Here is a 17,740-nt window from a genome sequence, read left to right on the forward strand (position 1 = left end):
TGATCCTAGCCAAAATAATGGACAGCACGTCCCTCTAAAGATAACGTAACTTTAATCTTTGGAGATTCAAGAAATGGCTAAACGTTTTAGTCCCGAATTTAAACAGCAAGCGATTGATTATGCACTTTCAAACTCCCACGAACCTATAGCTGCAATCGCCCAGAAATTAGGTGTGGGTTATTCAACTTTAGACAAATGGATTCGTGAAGCCAATCCAGTGGGTTCAAGCAAACGTCAACTTTCACCAGAACAACAGCGGATCTTAGAATTAGAGAAAGAAGTCAAACAGCTCAGGGAAGCCAATGACATCTTAAAAAAAGCGCATGTGTACTTTCTAACAGATCATGCCAAGAAAAGTACACGGTAATTCAAGATCTAGATATGAATGAAGTCACCGTATCTTCTGCCTGTAAATACCTAGGTGTCAGCACTTCAGGCTATTATGCCTGGCGAAAACGTCAAGCCAATACGGCACAGAAATATAATGACTTAAAAGCCGTATATTGGCAGCATCATGCACGATTGGGTGCACCTTCATTAGTACATGACATGCATGATTTAGGTTACAACATTAGCGAACGTACTATTGGAAGGATGCTAAAAAAACTTGGTTTACGTAGCAGGATTGCACGTAAATACAAGCATACGACTGATTCAAACCATCGTTTGCCTACAGCGCCTAACTTGTTGGATCGTCAATTTACGGTCAATCAACCCAATAAGATCTGGACAACAGACATTACCTATATCCGCACTAAAGAAGGTTGGTTGTATTTATGTGTGATGCTAGATTTATTTAGCCGTCGTATCGTGGGGTGGCAAACCAGCCATCGAATAGACCGCCAGTTGGTGTGTGATACGTTTAACTATGCAATGGCTCGTCAGGGTTATCCAACTGGTGTTATGGTTCATTCAGACCAAGGTTCACAGTACTGTAGTCGTGATTTTAGAGCGCTGTTACTGACAAATGATTGTACTCAGAGTATGTCTAGACGTGGAAACTGTTGGGATAATGCAGTGACTGAAAGCTTCTTTCATACATTAAAAGGTCATGTGGTACATGGCAGTGTGTTTTCGACTCGAAAAGAAGCGAATGCTGTCTTGTTTGACTATATTGAAATTTATTACAATCGGGTCAGAAGACATTCTGCAAACGGCTGGTTAAGTCCAGAAGCCTTTGAACAGAAATATATTAAAAGTTTAGAGGGGCTGGTTGTCCACGATACTGTCTAGGATCAGTTTAAATCTGATATAAAAATTAACTTCTTAAGAAGTAGCTGTTAATTAACACTATTTATCAAAAAAATAAATATATAATATAAAAAACTTGAATATTAATTATTTTCATGTATTATTGCCTTAACTAGAAAAAAGTCTTGTCCGGTAAATCTTCTTAAGTATCGCAGTTTTAGTCATAATTCTTCGTTTTTTTCAGATTTTAAGTTCCATTCTTTATTATTTTCAAAGTTATACTCAGTCATTAAAAACGACTAAAAATTATTAAAATTCAATAGGATTTATTATGTCTAATACTATCAATGGTACAGTAAAGTGGTTTAACGAAGCTAAAGGATTCGGTTTTATTCAACAAGAATCTGGACCAGATGTTTTTGCTCACTTTAGTGAAATTGCCAGCTCTGGTTTTAAAACTTTATTCGAAGGTCAGCAGGTATCTTTCAGTGTTGCTCAAGGTCAAAAAGGCCCTAATGCTGTAAATATTGTTGCTCTATAACACATAGCAAGTAATTAAAAAAAGCACCCTAGAGTGCTTTTTTTATTGTTTGAGATTATTTACTTCCATAAATCTTATCATAGCCATCAGGACGGGTTTTGAAGCGCCGGTGAAACCACATATATTGTGTAGGCGCCATACGTATCTGACGTTCTAATATTTTGTTTACTCTAGTGGCATCAGTAATTTCATCCTTACCCGGAAAGTCCTCAAGCTGTGGTTCCAGCAAAATATGATATTGAGGATTTCTAATATCTCCTGTTCTGTAAAAGTACAGAGGGATAGCTAAGGTATTTGATATTTGCATTATACGCCTATGGGCAGTTACTGTGGCGGCTTGAACTCCAAAGAAAGGGGCCATTACGCCCTGCTTGAGGCCAAAGTCCTGATCAGGACTATACCAGACTGCCCGGCCCTGTTTTAACTCCTTGATTAAACCTCGCATATCATTTTTTGAAATCTGGTTGTTGTATACCTTTGCTCTGCCCCGATAAATCAGCATCTCTAATAAAGGATTATTTTGAGGTCGATATACAACATCCAGTTCAAAGAACAAGCTGCACATATATCCCCCTGCATCTAATAAAGTAGTGTGAGAGCTTAAAAGCAGAATACCCTGACCCTTTGCATTTTCTATATATTCAAGTCCCTGAATGTATACACGAGATTTAAACCATTTGGGGGCGTACCAAGCATTTAATGCCTCAAACAGGCCAATCAAGGCATTAAAAAATACTTCTTTTGCAGCCAGCTCGACTTCATCTGGACTCTTTTCAGGAAAACAGATCTCCAGATTCAGGATAGTCGTTTGCCGACGGCTAGATAAAAACCTCCATGCAGGATTAGTAAGCAGTCTAGCTATCCTCCATTGAATGCACCAGGGCAAGACAGCTAAAAAGGAAAATATAAAAACTATTAACCAAATTGCCCAATACTTGGGAAGAAGGAAGGACCACTGAAAATCAGCCGGATTATGTGACGTTTTTATATTCATGCAAATATATTATTAAAGCTGAACCATATGATACCTGTTCAACAGGTTAACAGTAGACCTATCCCGTGCATGATTAGTAAAGTTTTATAGGTCAAAGCTCCCTAAGGCATAAACATAATAGCCCTCTTCAACCTAACATATAGCTACTTGTTTAAGACCTTACCGAACAATGGTTGTCTTTATTACATTCGTCCTGTATTGATGGGTACTCTTATAATTATTAGTGATAATATCAGTCTTAATGAATAAATTATCTTGGATATTAATTTTAGCAATTTTGGCGGTTTTAATAGCGGTTTTTACCTGTACAAGGCAATGGAAGAAGATCCTGATTATCTATTTAAATTATTCGAATAACTATATAAATAAACTTTTTCAAACCTAGATCAAAAGATTCAGACTATCGAAGTTAAGCTTATGCAATTTGATAGTCATCCCATCGTAAAAATGTATTTTGTATTACACTACTGGCTCGAATGGTGAGAATTACATCGAGGGTGTATTCATCACTAAAATACACAAGCAAATTAGAAAAGTTAAATAAAAAAGCACTCTAAAGTGCCTTTTTAAAGATATATCAAGTTCTTTATATTAACCTTGAGCTAAGGTTTTAATGAATAGAATTTTTTGAGATTTTTCAGTGGGGCCTTCAAATTTAAAATTAATTTCTTCCTCATATTTCTTACTCATTTCAGTTTCTACAATATTCATTCCACTAATATCAAATATTCTAAGGGCTTCACCTTCAGCAGTAATTCCATCTTCTTCATTAGCGATTAGAACTTTAAGATCCGGATCAAAGATCTGTAATCTTGCGATCAATTGTTTAATTAACATGGTTCATTCTCAATTCTTAAAGATATAAACCAGTATTAACACTTTTCTATCTAACTTACTTGGCGATAAAAATTAGTTTTGTAAGCCAAAAATTTTTATCTGTATATCAGATTTTCTGTAATAGAAATATTTTGGTATATATTTTCGTCTATTGATACCCTTCAAATGTTAGGCCCCAACCCGTTTAGTACTAATCTTTCTGGCTATCTTAAGTATGGCCTTGTATTCAATGTCGATGTCTTGTTTAAAGTGGCCGCTGGGGTAAATCCAATAGTCTTCGCCAGCTCAGTCTGCCAATGAAAAGCAGGGCGAGCTGTTTTCAGCGATATATGGCATTACCTTTCCTTTTACTCAACTCAATACTTCTACTCTATTTGATTAAATTTATTTTCTAAGCGTTATATTGATTTGGTTGTATTGCCTGATAAGAAAAGAGAAATATAAACCTTTTTGCTTGTGCGCCTCAACATCATCAGATAATAGTGGTGCAAAGTAGCAAGTAAATAAACACACAAAAAGCGACGAGTAGCAAAACCTAGTAAAATAAAAAAGGATATAAAACAACTTAAGTTAATGTTTTTTTATATTTTTTTAAAATTATTAGGATATGAAGTTTTTATACTATATGGAGTAATTATGGACTAGAATTACACTCGAGTAATTTTTAGTCATTGAATAAACACAAGTAGACCCGATATTGTGAGTATATTGATATACACTGCAGGTCTAGAGGAAACTCTTATGAAAAATTTTACTGTTGCATTATTTGCTGGTCTGATTAGCTTGGCAGGTATAAGTGCACAGGCTGCCACTCCGGAACAGGAGTGTCAAAAGCTCAAAAATGACTATAATGTTATTTATGCTTCTAAAGGCTTCTGTTTTAAAGATAAGGATGCAAAAGAGAAGTTTGGTAATGAAAACTGCTATACTTCAAAACCTAAATTCTCTGAAAAAGAGCAGCAACGTCTTGATGAAATTAAAGAGCGCCAGAAAGAGCTGAACTGTAAATAACTACTGAAAGGAAGAGCTATGGCTTACGATGACCAAAATATCTTTGCAAGAATTATTCGTGGTGAATTACCTGCAATTAAAGTTTATGAAGATGATCAGGTTCTTGCTTTTATGGATATTATGCCGCAAGCCGAAGGTCATACATTGGTCATCCCTAAAACACCGGCAGTTACATTACTTGACCTGCCAGCAGAAGCCGCTGCTTATAGTATTCAGATAGTACAGAAAATTGCAAAAGCAATAGAGAAAGCATTGAATGCCGAGGGAATTGTTTTAATGCAGCTTTCAGGTGCTGCTGCTGGACAAACTGTTCCGCATGTTCATTTTCATCTGATTCCAAGTTCAGTGCACCAGCTAGGTCGCCATGCGGCTGAAATAGGAGATCAGGAGAAAATTAAGGCTATTGCAGAGAGAATCCGTGCTGCTCTTTAAAGCCTTATTTTCAATTAAAACCTAATGGAGCTTCGGCTCCATTTTTGTTTAAATTTCAAAAGTATAAAAAATAATCTAATTCTTCTTTTCTCTTTTTATCCTTCATTAAACTGTCATTTTTCTTTCACTTCTCTGTCACACAGTTTGCAGATACTGCTTAGCAAGTTGGTGAGCTTATGTAACTTTTTGTACACAGGCAAACTATAAAAAAGAGTTAGCAAGGCAAATAGCCATTTTAAAGAATTGTTTTTGGAGAAATCTCAATGAAAAAATTGCTTCTCGCTGCTACAGTAGCAACTTTAAGCTTAAACGCAGCGCAAGCAGCGCCAACTTTGTACGGTAAAGTAAATGTCAGCGTTGACAGTTACGATAATGGCAAAGATGACAAAATTGAAGTTAACTCGAATGCTTCTCGTCTGGGGATTAAAGGCGAAGAAAAACTGACAGATCAGTTGTCTGCAGTGTATCAGACTGAATGGGAAATTGATGTAGATGGTGGCGATGATGTATTCAAGAAACGTAACATTTTTGCCGGCTTAAAATGGGCAGAAATTGGTACTTTAAGAGCCGGTATTATAGATACACCATTTAAAGATGCAGCAGGCGGTTATCGTGATGTATTTAATGATTATGCACATGCCGATATTAAAGAAATGATGTATGGTGAAGAGCGGGTTGAAAATGTGATCAGTCTTGAGACAGATCCGAAATTACTCGCCGGTGTAGTATTTGCCCTACAGGCTCAGCAAGGCGAGTCAAATACTGAAACCAACAAATATACAGACGGTGCTCGTGACAGCCTAGGAGATGGCCTTTCAACTTCACTATCTTATGCTAATAAAGATTATGGTTTTGAAGGTGTGATTGCTGGAAACTTTAAATCAATTGGCGATTTTGCTGCGGTTGGTCTCAAGGATATTCCTGCTGATGCATTCCGCCTAGGTGCCTCTTTTGACTTGGGTAAAATCGGTGTGCCAGGCCTGTATTTAGGGGCAATGTGGCAGACTGCTGAAATCTCGGATTATAATAATATCAAGCCCCGTGTAGTAACTGATGGTGTTGTTACCTATGCTGGTGATTATAACAACGTAGAAGAAAAAGCATGGTTAATTTCTGCGACTTATAAACTTGCAAACACGCCTTGGACATTCAAGGCACAGTATCAGTCAGCAGACACTGACTATGCAGTTCTTGCAGGTGCGTCAGGTGACAGCTCAGTTGACCAGTGGGGAATTGGCGCAGATTACAAACTCAATAGCCAGACTAAACTCTTTGCCAGTGCTGTTCAGCGTGAATGGGATAACTCCCCTGCTAAAGGTAATGCAGATGAAAGCGTATACGGTTTAGGTATGGAAATAAAATTCTAATTCTGGCAATTTAAAAAAGGGCTATATGCCCTTTTTTAATTTAACGTTTCAAAAAACCGGAAACCATATTTAAAACATTTTGAATATCATTGTTGGCTTCCTGTTTGTTGGTCTTCTCACCTTGTGGAGTCAGCGCATCAATGATTTGTGGTAATACTGAAGAAATAGCACTGTATACATCCTGTTTAGGTGCATGTGTCTGTTCAGCAACTTTCTCGACTTCCTGATCATCAAATAAACTTTGTATATTTTGCTGCGGCGCATTTTCTTTATTGCTCTGGTTTGGGTCGACCCAGTTCTGTACCTGATTTCCAAGACCGGCATTACGCAATTTGTCTAATGCACCTTGAAGACCACCCTGCTTCTGAATCCAGGCTAGAACCAGTGGCAACACGGCGATCAATAAAGTTTTGGTACTGTTATTTCCACTGTTATGCGGTACTTCATTTTGAGTCTGGCGTGGTTGCTGTTGACGCTGGTTACCATGACCAAATTGCTCAAGTACTGAACCTAAAACGCCACCTAAACCGGATTGACGGCCCTGATTCTGGGTATTCTGATGGTTAGCCTGCGTATTCTGGCCACCGAGCTGACCTAGAACTGCTCCAAGAATTCCGCCGAGACCACTTGGCTGCTGCGTGTTCTGCTGCTGATTATTTTGTGGTTGCTGGTTTCCTAATGCCTGCTTCGCCAGCATTTCCACTATATTGGTCAAGTTGGTCATCACTTACTCCTTGAAAGTGTTATCTTCCTTAAAGCATAAGTGTACCCGACCGGGTGAAACAAAGTCTGATTTGTATATTTTTGCAAGATTTTATAAGTATATTGGCCCTTACCAGCGATATTTGTCCCAATTTTCCGGATTGGCCCAATATTTAGAGTTAAACCAGTCCGGTACGTGCTTATAGGTTAGAATATTGAATTGCCATAATGCGAAATCACTGCTGTTTTCTGTTCTCTCAACCAGTTGGGTAAAACCTAAAGAGCGAAGTAACTGCTCATCCTGAAGACGGCCAACCACAATAATACGCTTCGCCATAAGATCACGTAATTTCACAAGAAGTCTAGAAATATCAGGCAGTTTTAATTCTATGAATTCTGGACCGGTTAAAATGACCATTGCCAGATCATAACGTTCAGTAAAGGGCAGATTTAAAAACTCAGTTGCGTTAAAATAATGCCATTGTATAGCCAGATGTGAAGTATCTTGAACTGTTTCAAGCTGCTGACCAATCGCCAGTGCAGTATGGATGGGCTGTTCGGCAAATAGATCGTCTAGCATAGAAGTGATGACGTTGAGCTTGGCCATAACTGCATCCTGAATTACGTGAGTGAGAATTATATGGAATTACAAGGCATTTGCCATAAAATGCATGCCGGTCTTAGCAAGCCAAGTGTAACTGATCAACAAACGTTAAAGGCAAATGTTGAGTACAAATTTACTCTGGACCGTTCAGAAATTGATCTTCCTTTTACGTTAGGGCAAGAAATTGAAATTGAATGGACTGGTAATATCTATTGCGTATCTTGCGGTGCAAAAACTAAGAAATCATTTTCACAAGGGCATTGTTTTAAATGTTTTAAAACCAAAGCATCCTGTGACATGTGTGTTTTAAAACCGGAAACCTGTCATTACCATTTAGGGACTTGCCGGGAAGACTCATTTGCCCAAGAAGTCTGTTTTCAGCCTCACATTGTATATCTGGCTAATTCAAGTGGTCTTAAAGTCGGCATTACCCGTACTGGCCATATGCCTACCCGGTGGCTGGATCAGGGAGCGACTCAGGCCTTGCCAATTTTTAAAGTCGGTTCACGGCGTTTGTCTGGGCATATTGAGGTAATGTTTGGTAGCCAGATTTCTGATAAAACAGACTGGCGCAAATTGCTTAAAGGCGAAGCGGAACCCGTTAACCTAATTGAAAAACGTGATCAGTTAATTGAAGAATTTGCACCTAAAATTGCCCAGATTCAGGATGAATTCAGTCAGAATTTACATTTTAACGAGTCAGTAGAATTGCTTGATCAGGAACTACCATGTGAGTTTATTTATCCGGTTGAGCAATATCCTGAAAAGATCAAGTCACATAACCTTGATAAAACACTGAAAATTCGAGGAGTGTTACAGGGTATAAAAGGCCAATATCTTATTTTAGACACAGGTGTTATTAATATCAGAAAATATACGGGTTATGAATTAATTCTGAGAGCGTAAGTCTTTCATAAAAATAAACAGTACCGTAATTTGAGTACCGTACTGTTTATTCAAGAGAGCGTCTGATCTGTTGATGGATAAAAGTTAATAAGACAGTACTTTCAGAATGGCCTCTACAGGATTTTCACTATTACTGGCAAGTAGTCGCTTATGCATCGCAATATGTTGCATTACCTGAGTTTGTGCGACTTCTCTATTCATTAAATTTTCAATTTCTGTAGCTAACTTTTGTGCAGTGGCATCGGTCTGGATTAGCTCGGCTATAACTTTCTTACCTGCAATAATATTTGGCAGTGAATAATAGGGAATCTTGACCAATAACTTGGCAATAATATAAGTGAGCCAGTTCAGCTTATAAAAAGTCACCATTGGCCGATGTAATAGCATGGCCTCTAGTGTTGCTGTACCTGAAGCTAGGGCCACAATATCACTGGCATTCATTACCATACGGCCAATTTTGGAGTCAGTGCCGGTGTTTTCTAGCACCTTAACCTGTGCCTTAAACTCAGCAGGATAATTTTTTAATTGTTCTTCAATCTGAACTTTTCTTGCTTCATTTATAGCAGGTAATAAAAATTCAATTTTAGGATATTTCTGATAAATAATCTGTGCAGCATCAAGCACCAAACGACCTAGACGCTCGATTTCTCCACGACGGCTGCCGGGTAATAGTGCAATATGCTGTCTGGCCGGGTCGAGTCCTAACTGCTGTTTGGCTACAATTAGGGGATTATCTAAAGGTAACTGACTTGCCAAAGGATGCCCTACAAATGCAGCAGGAACCTGATAACGCTCATAAAAAGCTTTTTCGAACGGGAACAGGCAAAGCACCAGATCAATAGACTGCTTGATTCCGTGCACACGGCCCTGACGCCATGCCCACACTGATGGGCTTACGTACTGTACCGTTTTTATTTTAAGTTGTTTCTGTTTCAGACTTTTAGAAAGCCGCAAATTAAAATCTGGAGCATCAATTCCAATAAAAATATCTACAGGTTTCTGGCTCCAGCGTTCAACAAGTCCATCACGTACAGCAAACAGCTTTTTCAGATCTTTTAAGACCTCAACAATTCCCATAACTGACAGAATATCCATTGGATAATAGCTCTTAAAGCCTTCTGCCATCATTTGTGGCCCACCAATCCCTTCAAATTCAGCTTCTATCCCCTGCTCGCGAAAACTACGAATCAGCTTGGCACCTAAAGTATCACCAGAAACTTCACCTACCACTATACCAATTTTAAGTTTCCGATTTTCCAAGAGTTTTATCTCCATTATAAGACCAAGCTATTTTAACATAACCCTTTTAGATTTAATTAGGCTCACTGTATCCGCATCTAATTTAATCCGATTACACTCTTTAAAAAATTTAAACTTCCTTTTAGAAATTCAAAAATTATCTAAATAATCTATTGTTTACCAATTGTAAATCACCACAACAAATAATAATATGAATGATAATAATTTTCATTAACCAATATTATGAATTCTCATTTACACGCCAGTTATTTTAAACTTTCTCTCCTTACTCTGGCATTATTAAATGTACAAGCTGCTCTTGCAGCAGAGGCTTCAGATACCCAGGCACTTCCTGTTATTCAGCTGCAAGCCAATACTATGAGTAGCCAATCTTCTGAACAAACGCAAGCCTATATAGTCAAGGATTCAAACAGTGCTACCGGGTTGAATCTGAGTATTAAAGAAACTCCACAAACAGTGAATGTGGTAACCCATCAGCAAATTAAAGATTTCAATCTGACCGACGCACGTGATGTTTTAGCAGCAGTACCAGGTGTAGTCGTGTCTAGTCAGGAAACTAACCGTACTACTTACACAGCACGCGGCTTTGATATCAGTAATTACCAGATTGATGGAACAAACCTTCAGTTAACTGGTAGTGATTATCAGAATGGAGATATAGATACATTTTTATATGACCGGATTGAAGTCGTGAAAGGCTCAAATGGCTTGACTTCTTCTACGGGTAATCCCTCTGCAACTGTAAATTACATTCGCAAACGGCCAACTACAGACACCCGGACACAAGGCTCTATCAGTTATGGATCTTGGGACACAGTTCGGGGTGAAGCAGATATCTCAGGCAGTTTAACTTCTGATGATCGTATACGCGGACGAGTAATGCTGGCACAGGAAGCGGGAAACTCCTATATGGACCATTATAGCCAGGAAAAAACTGTTGCCGGGCTAATTATTGAAGCTGACCTGACAGATCAGACACTCTTAAGCACAGGGTATAACTTTCAGAAAGACCGGCCTAATGGAAACAACTGGGGCGCCCTTCCCATGCTGGATAGTGAGGGGAAATTATTAAACTATAGCCGTAATTATAATCCGATGCCGGACTGGGTACACTGGGATATGGAAAAACAGAATGCTTTTATAGAACTCAAACATCAGTTTAATGATGATTGGAGTATAAAAGCCAGTTATAACTATGCCGAACAAAAAGAAGATGGAACCATGCTGTATTTTACCGGCGTTCCAGATCGGGAAACAGGACAAGGGGTCAGTGAATATCCCTCAGCTTTCATAGAAAAAAACCAGAATCATGATATTGATATCAATATATTAGGAAAATATTCGTTATTTGGTCAAACTCATGACCTGATGGCCGGCAGCAGCTGGTCCAAAAATGATGTAAAACAGAACTCAAGATATATTGCAAACCGTAGCAGACCAATTCCTGACTGGTTCAATTATTACAACAATACTTATCCAGACTTTATTGACGATACAAACAATCCGGCTAATCAGGCAGATTATACCCAGGAACAGAAACGTGTTTATGCAGCGACACGTTTACATTTGGGAGATAAGTTAAAAGTCTTGGCGGGTGCCAATTATACTGATGCTACTTCAAAAGGCCAAAATTACGGTGACTCAACCAATTACAGAGATTCGAAAGTGTTGCCTTATGCAGGGATCACTTATGATATTGACCCAACTTATACAGCATACGCAAGTTACAGTACGATTTTTAAACCGACTTCAAAACTTGGTCTAGACAAGCAGATTTTAAAACCTACAGAAGGAAGCTCCTATGAACTTGGTATTAAAGGTTCATGGTTCGATGATCAGCTCATTGTCTCTAGTGCTGTGTTCCGCAACGAATATGACAAGTTTCCAGTTTATGAAAAATGGGATCAGGCTAACTTATACAGTCAACAAAATATTAAATCACAAGGTTATGAATTTAATATTGCCGGTCAGCTAACTGACCAGCTGAATATATCAGCCGGTTATGTACAGCAGAATATGAAAGACCGTAATACTGGAGCAAGAACCCGTACCTTTGTACCTGAACGCACCTTTAATGTACTTACCAGTTACACGGTTCCGCAATTTCCCCAATTAAAAGTAGGCGCAAATCTGGTCTGGCAAGATAAAATCAGCCAGACAGATAAAAGTAATCTGATACAGGACAGTTATGCTTTACTTGATCTAATGGCCAGCTATGAATTAAATGACCATGTCAGTTTTCAGGCCAATGTAAAAAATATTACTAATGAAAAATATTTTAATTCTCTAGAATATGGCCAGACTTATTACGGTGCGCCCGCTAACTATACAGTCGCGGTAAACTTCAAATATTAATAGTAAACAGTTCAGCTCTCTAAAGAGCTGAACTGTTTATTCTATATATAGAAAATGATGAGAAGCAGATTGAATTTTTTACAGAAGACTTATCCATACTGTGTAGCTTTTTATCGAACCCTGCTAGCCTTTATAGCGGGTTATATATTTATGGCCTATCTAGCTTATGATCTGGCTCACTTATTAAATTTTTATTTTCCAAAAGCCGAATCAATTTACTTGGCGGCAATCACTGCGATTTTACTGTATTTGGTCTTTATTATTTCGAGTTTTTGCATTAATTGCCTTTGGAAGTTAACCCTGCTGAGTCTCATCAGCTGCGGCTTTTTCTATTTTATTTCGCTTTATACAGGTTAAATTATGCAAAAATCTATCCGGCAATCGATGGCATCTTTGCATTCTTGGACCGGTCTTTTACTAGGCTGGCTATTGTTTGCTATTTTCCTGATGGGTTCTACCGCCTATTACCGCCATAATTTAAATTTATGGATGCAGCCTGCACTAGCTCAGATTCAGGTAAACCAGGAAACAGCATTAAATACTGCATATCAATATTTACAGAACGAAGCATCCGATGCTAAAACCTGGTATCTGGAAATAGCAACTCAAGAAAAGCCGTTTAACAAAATGTACTGGCAGAAACAGGATGGCAGTTATGGCAGTGCTTTATTAAATCCGGCCACTGGTCAGGAATTAAAACTCTCCGGAACCCAAGGCGGTGAGTTTTTCTATCTTTTTCATTTTCAGCTGTTTGGTATTCCGGTACTCATTGGACGTCTGATTGCGTGTTTTGCTGCCCTGATCATGTTGATTGCCCTTATTTCCGGTATTATCACTCATAAAAAAATACTGGCTGATTTCTTTACTTTCCGTACTTTTAAAGGCCAGCGTTCCTGGCTTGATTTTCATAATATCTGCTCAGTCATTGCACTCCCCTTTTTTTTAACCATTACTTTTACTGGTCTGGCTATTTTGTTTTATTTATATCTGCCATGGAGCCTTGAAAAATTTTATCCTGAAAACAAATACCAGTACTTTGAAGAAATCAATCAGAAAATTTTAACAAAGGAAGATCACCCAAAACCTGCTGCGATGCTTCCGATCCAACAAGTCCTGGCTATTAGCCAGCAGCAATGGGGTATTACAGATTATGCACGACTAGAGGTTAAGAACCCGAATACTACTTCTGCAAAAATAACTCTGGTTCAGTCTACTGATTATTCGATCACCCGTGATGCACCACAATTAACAGTAAACGGTATAAGTGGCCAGATTATAAGTGATACAAAAAACCGTAGCGCAATAGCCACACTTAACTCAGGTGTCTATGGTTTGCATATGGCAACTTTTGCCCAGCCTTTACTACGGTTCGCTTTATTTTTTTCAGGCATACTGGGCTGTTTGATGATTGCCTCTGGTTTATTGTTATGGAGTTTAAAGCGGCATCTACAAAACAAGACTCAAGCCTTTCATTTGGGCTTTTATTTGGTAGACCGGTTAAATGTAGCTACTTTTATAGGTCTTCCTACAGCTATGCTGTGTTATCTCTATGCCAACCGTCTTGTAAGCGTCCAGCCAGGTGGCACAAATTATGAAATTTATAGCTTCTTTATCAGCTGGCTGATCCTGTTTACTTTAGCGATAATGACTAAAAAACAATGGTTATGGAAAATACAGCTTGCTATTTTCATATGTCTCGCTTTTAGTCTGCCAATTTATGATCTTTATTACTTGAGTCAGCAAAATTATATTTCAGGATTATCGCACTATTGGAACTTTCTCAGAATTGACCTGATGCTATGGCTATTTGCTTTTTTAGCCTTCTTTATTTATCGCAATATTGAACCGATACAACTTAAAAGCAGCCAGAAGCTTTCTGCCAAAATTATAAGGAATACCCAAGAGGTTAATTCATGACATTGTTATTAGCTTTTTTTATGCTACTTGCCTGCTTTTATGGATTTTATCTTAGCAGTTCAAAGCAGCTTGCCAAGACTCTTAGTTCTAATAAGGCTTTTCTTGTAAAATACCCCTTATTGCTCAGGTTAGTTTGCAGCCTTCTATTTATATCAGCAACCTATTTCATTACCCGTAGCTATCATCTATCCATTGGATTTATTAGTGTCTGGATTTTCGCTACCCCTATTTTATTTTTCATGATCTTGACAATAAATGAATTAAAGCCGAATAGGAAATATCAAAGAAGATCATAAAAATGCTTTATTAGCGTATCTATACAACAAAGTCATCACCGAGCTTAGCGTTTTTTTGCATAAGTAAATCATTAATCGTCACAACTGCTTATATGAAAAAGTCATAACATAGACATGTTTTATTATATTGGCATGAGTTAATGGTTGGTCCTCTAGAATTCATTTTGGCTGGTGTACTGGTTGGTTTTTGTGTAGGTATAACAGGTGTAGGTGGTGGTTCATTAATGACACCTATTTTAATCAGCTTGTTCAGGATCGAACCCCATATTGCGATTGGTACCGATTTGCTCTACGCAGCAATTTCAAAATTCTGCGGCTCACTGGTCCATGCCAGAAAATTAAATATTGTCTGGCCCATAGTTCTCTGGCTGGCATTGGGGAGTATTCCAGCATCTTTTGCGACCCATTGGGTGCTTGAGCACTATCTGAGCCAGTCCACTCACTATAAAGCTGTCCTTACCACAGTTTTAGGGTTTATGCTGACTCTGACTGGTATTTCAATTATTTTCCGTGCGCAGATTGAAAAATTCTTTAGCCGTTTTCGTAAACCTGAAGTTTCTGGTCAGGAACAAGCGCTGTTTGCTAATCCGCGCCGCCGCTTTTATATTTTATTTATGGGTATCGTACTGGGTATATTTGTTACCCTCTCTTCGGTAGGTGCTGGCGCTTTTGGTATTATGGCATTGATTCTTATGTTCCCTAATTTGCCAATGATCCGGATTATTGGTTCCGATGTAGTTCATGCAGTATTGCTAACACTGGTTGCAGGCTTAGGCCACATGAGTTCGGGAAATGTCGATTTCACTCTATTAATGTGGTTACTGGTCGGTTCCATTCCAGCCATTATCGTTGGTACATTAATCAGCTCACGATTACCTGAACGTATTATTCGCAAGATTCTGGGAATTACCCTGTTTGCTTTAGGTATCAACTTTATGTTGCATCCGGTTAAAGCCAAACCAGTAACTACTTCAGAAAGCGCAGTCATTAGTACTGTTGAAAAAACACACAAGATATAATTAATTCGTAAAATGAATTGCTTTTTCAGGCTTTAACAGAGTTTTTGTATAGCAATTCATCACTTAAATCATGTTATATTCAAGTAACTATAACCACTTCTGTATGAACAATCACCAGTGACGGCAATGAATACACTACAGTCTAAAACAGTATCCCCTTCAGATATCAGTGATGTAAATGTGAAAAGCATTCAACCACTTGTAACTCCTGCAACACTGAAAGAAGAACTTCCTTTAAGTGAAACGGCTTATCAAACCGTCATGAAAGGCCGTGAAACTATACGTAATATTTTAGATGGTATTGATAAACGCCTGTTTGTCGTGATTGGGCCTTGTTCAATTCATGATACGGTAGCTGCACATGAATATGCTGACCGCTTAAAAGTCTTGAGTGAAAAAGTTCAGGATACTCTTTATATCGTTATGCGTGTTTATTTTGAGAAACCACGTACTACTGTAGGCTGGAAAGGTCTGATTAATGACCCGGACATGGATGACTCCTTTAATATTGAAAAGGGTCTTCGTATTGGCCGCCAGCTGTTACTTGAACTCAATGAAAAAGGTTTACCTTGTGCAACAGAGGCCCTTGATCCGAACTCGCCACAATACTATCAAGACCTGATTTCGTGGTCTGCTATCGGTGCACGTACTACAGAAAGCCAGACCCATCGTGAAATGTCTTCCGGCTTGTCTTCACCTGTAGGTTTTAAAAATGGTACTGACGGCGGCCTGACAGTAGCTACCAATGCCATGCAGTCAGTTAAACATGGACATAGCTTTCTGGGCCTGAATGAGAATGGCCAGGTTTCTATTATCCGTACTGCAGGTAATGCTTATGCACATGTAGTACTGCGAGGTGGTAATGGCAAGCCGAACTATGATGCTGGTGCTGTGGCTGATGCGGAAATGACTCTGGCTAAAGCCAAGGTTAGTAATAAGATCATGATTGATGCCAGTCATGCGAACTCGAACAAAGATCCGTATTTGCAACCGTTGGTTTTAAAAAATGTGACTGAGCAGATTATTGATGGGAACAAGTCAATTGTCGGTGTTATGGTCGAGAGTCATCTCAAGGGTGGCCGCCAAGATATTCCTGCGAAACTGGATGACCTTGAATATGGCAAGTCAGTCACAGACGGCTGTATAGACTGGGAAACTACCGAAAAGACCTTACTTGCCATGCATGAAGCATTAAAAGACGTTTTACCAAATCGTTAAACATTGAGACGCCATCATCATGATGGCGTTTTTTATATAGGATTTGTACCATATGAATGAACTAGAATATGCTTTAAGCCAGATTCCATATTTTGATTATGTTCATGAGCGCCTGTTTTGCTCAGGTCAGTTGACTGCAGAAAATCTCGAACAAATAAAGGCTTATGGTTGCTCGACCATTATTAATCTTGCCTCCAGTAAAGCTGAAATGGCTCTTAGAAATGAAGATCAGTTGTGCCTGGACCTTGACCTCAACTATATTCACATTCCTTTAGATAATGAACGCCCTTCAGCCAATCAGGCTATTCTGGTTCTAGAGCTGATTAATCACTTGGTCTGTGAGCAGACAGTGTGGCTGCACTGTGCTGATAACCGGCAATGTAGTGTGCTGATGTACTTGTATCGACAATACTTTATGAATATAGATATGCCTACAGCACAAGAGTATTTGTACAGAATCTGGGAACCCGATGATACCTGGACCGGATTAATTCATGCAGTTGCCTTACAACTTCAAGGCCGTAAAGCAACACGCGAACTGGAACAGTCACTAATGCAGGTTCGTCAGTTTGAGTGAAGTGCAAGTAAAACTGTAGCAGTCGCCAAAATGCCTTCTTGACGGCCAGTAAATCCCAGCTTCTCAGTAGTTGTAGCTTTTACACTAATTTGTGAAATATCTGCATTGAGTACCTCAGCAATGCTCTGCCGCATTTCGAGATTATATTTGGCCAGTTTTGGGCGTTCACAGGCTACAGTAATATCAGCATTACCCAGCATATAACCTTCCTTTAAAATTAAATCATATACATGCTTGAGTAATATCCGGCTATCCGCACCTTTGAATTCATCGTCAGTATCCGGAAAATGCTGTCCAATATCTCCTAGTGCCAGTGCCCCCAGTAGAGCATCAGCTAGTGCATGTAAAACTACATCGCCATCTGAATGAGCTTTTAAACCATGAGTATGTGGAATCCTGACACCTGCCAGATGAACAAATTCACCCTCTTCAAATGCATGCACATCAATGCCTTGGCCGATACGGAACTGCGGTCTTAACATGACTGTTTCCTTATAAATAAATCTTAGATCA

17 protein-coding genes are annotated in these 17,740 nt (G+C 38.8%); 11 read left to right on the plus strand and 6 right to left on the minus strand.

Going from position 1 to position 17,740, the window contains the following annotated elements:
• The first annotated feature begins 73 nt into the window (after positions 1 to 73).
• Both J502_RS11515 and J502_RS11520 read left to right on the plus strand, forming a co-directional pair.
• A protein-coding gene (locus tag J502_RS11515; RefSeq protein WP_155757378.1) for an IS3 family transposase occupies positions 74 to 1,233 on the plus strand; the annotation gives its coding sequence in 2 pieces (ribosomal slippage) (positions 74 to 308 and positions 308 to 1,233; 1,161 coding nt in all).
• A 289-nt stretch (positions 1,234 to 1,522) separates the two neighbouring features.
• Entirely contained in the window at positions 1,523 to 1,732 is a 210-nt protein-coding gene (locus J502_RS11520) for a cold-shock protein (RefSeq protein WP_005026108.1), read from the plus strand.
• A 55-nt stretch (positions 1,733 to 1,787) separates the two neighbouring features.
• Here the strand turns inward: J502_RS11520 and J502_RS11525 are convergent, their stop codons facing one another.
• Together J502_RS11525 and J502_RS11530 are read right to left on the minus strand one after the other, a co-directional pair.
• A complete protein-coding gene (locus tag J502_RS11525) occupies positions 1,788 to 2,726 on the minus strand; it encodes an LpxL/LpxP family acyltransferase (RefSeq protein WP_005020107.1) in 939 nt (312 codons plus the stop codon).
• A 591-nt stretch (positions 2,727 to 3,317) separates the two neighbouring features.
• On the minus strand, positions 3,318 to 3,563 hold the full coding sequence (locus J502_RS11530; protein WP_034684191.1) for a hypothetical protein: 246 nt from the start codon (positions 3,561 to 3,563) through the stop codon (positions 3,318 to 3,320).
• Positions 3,564 to 4,304: 741 nt separating this feature from the next.
• Here J502_RS11530 and J502_RS11535 point away from each other — a divergent pair.
• From J502_RS11535 to J502_RS11545, 3 genes are all read left to right on the plus strand, one after another.
• Positions 4,305 to 4,574 (plus strand): YARHG domain-containing protein, encoded by a 270-nt coding sequence (locus tag J502_RS11535; protein ID WP_005020103.1) that lies wholly within the window; start codon positions 4,305 to 4,307, stop codon positions 4,572 to 4,574.
• Positions 4,575 to 4,592: 18 nt separating this feature from the next.
• Entirely contained in the window at positions 4,593 to 5,006 is a 414-nt protein-coding gene (locus tag J502_RS11540) for an HIT family protein (protein ID WP_005020100.1), read from the plus strand.
• Positions 5,007 to 5,269: 263 nt separating this feature from the next.
• The gene (locus J502_RS11545) at positions 5,270 to 6,373 is read left to right on the plus strand and encodes a porin (RefSeq protein ID WP_034684193.1); all 1,104 of its coding nucleotides are present in this window, start codon (positions 5,270 to 5,272) and stop codon (positions 6,371 to 6,373) included.
• Between the two features lie 40 nt (positions 6,374 to 6,413).
• Here the strand turns inward: J502_RS11545 and J502_RS11550 are convergent, their stop codons facing one another.
• Positions 6,414 to 7,097: a YidB family protein gene (locus J502_RS11550; RefSeq protein WP_005020096.1), complete on the minus strand. Its 684-nt coding sequence runs from the start codon at positions 7,095 to 7,097 to the stop codon at positions 6,414 to 6,416.
• A gap of 108 nt (positions 7,098 to 7,205) precedes the next feature.
• The gene (locus J502_RS11555) at positions 7,206 to 7,682 is read right to left on the minus strand and encodes a DUF6231 family protein (protein ID WP_005020095.1); all 477 of its coding nucleotides are present in this window, start codon (positions 7,680 to 7,682) and stop codon (positions 7,206 to 7,208) included.
• Between the two features lie 33 nt (positions 7,683 to 7,715).
• On the opposite strand from J502_RS11555, the gene J502_RS11560 reads away from it, so the two are divergent.
• Positions 7,716 to 8,585 (plus strand): DUF2797 domain-containing protein, encoded by an 870-nt coding sequence (locus J502_RS11560; RefSeq protein ID WP_034684194.1) that lies wholly within the window; start codon positions 7,716 to 7,718, stop codon positions 8,583 to 8,585.
• Between the two features lie 84 nt (positions 8,586 to 8,669).
• Here the strand turns inward: J502_RS11560 and lpxB are convergent, their stop codons facing one another.
• A complete protein-coding gene (gene lpxB, locus J502_RS11565; RefSeq protein WP_034684197.1) occupies positions 8,670 to 9,845 on the minus strand; it encodes a lipid-A-disaccharide synthase in 1,176 nt (391 codons plus the stop codon).
• A 222-nt stretch (positions 9,846 to 10,067) separates the two neighbouring features.
• Between lpxB and J502_RS11570 the strand changes: the two genes are divergently transcribed.
• The 5 genes from J502_RS11570 (at position 10,068) to J502_RS11595 (ending at position 17,227) form a co-directional block, all read left to right on the plus strand.
• Positions 10,068 to 12,200, plus strand: coding sequence for a TonB-dependent siderophore receptor (locus J502_RS11570; protein ID WP_034684199.1), 2,133 nt, complete (start codon positions 10,068 to 10,070; stop codon positions 12,198 to 12,200).
• A gap of 360 nt (positions 12,201 to 12,560) precedes the next feature.
• Positions 12,561 to 14,117, plus strand: a complete 1,557-nt coding sequence (locus J502_RS11580) for a PepSY-associated TM helix domain-containing protein (RefSeq protein WP_034684202.1) — start codon at positions 12,561 to 12,563, stop codon at positions 14,115 to 14,117.
• Positions 14,118 to 14,553: 436 nt separating this feature from the next.
• Positions 14,554 to 15,432, plus strand: a complete 879-nt coding sequence (locus J502_RS11585; protein ID WP_005026125.1) for a sulfite exporter TauE/SafE family protein — start codon at positions 14,554 to 14,556, stop codon at positions 15,430 to 15,432.
• A gap of 126 nt (positions 15,433 to 15,558) precedes the next feature.
• Entirely contained in the window at positions 15,559 to 16,650 is a 1,092-nt protein-coding gene (locus tag J502_RS11590; RefSeq protein WP_005020086.1) for a 3-deoxy-7-phosphoheptulonate synthase, read from the plus strand.
• 52 nt (positions 16,651 to 16,702) lie between these two features.
• Complete coding sequence (locus J502_RS11595) at positions 16,703 to 17,227, plus strand: protein tyrosine phosphatase family protein (protein WP_005406220.1); 525 nt, start codon at positions 16,703 to 16,705, stop codon at positions 17,225 to 17,227.
• On the opposite strand, the gene ispF is transcribed toward J502_RS11595, so the two are convergent.
• Positions 17,215 to 17,709, minus strand: a complete 495-nt coding sequence (ispF, locus tag J502_RS11600) for a 2-C-methyl-D-erythritol 2,4-cyclodiphosphate synthase (RefSeq protein ID WP_005406262.1) — start codon at positions 17,707 to 17,709, stop codon at positions 17,215 to 17,217. The genes J502_RS11595 and ispF overlap by 13 nt on opposite strands.
• Positions 17,710 to 17,740: the final 31 nt, after the last annotated feature.

Origin of the sequence: Acinetobacter sp. 1294596, from assembly GCF_000582925.1 — a bacterium.
GTDB lineage: Bacteria > Pseudomonadota > Gammaproteobacteria > Pseudomonadales > Moraxellaceae > Acinetobacter > Acinetobacter radioresistens.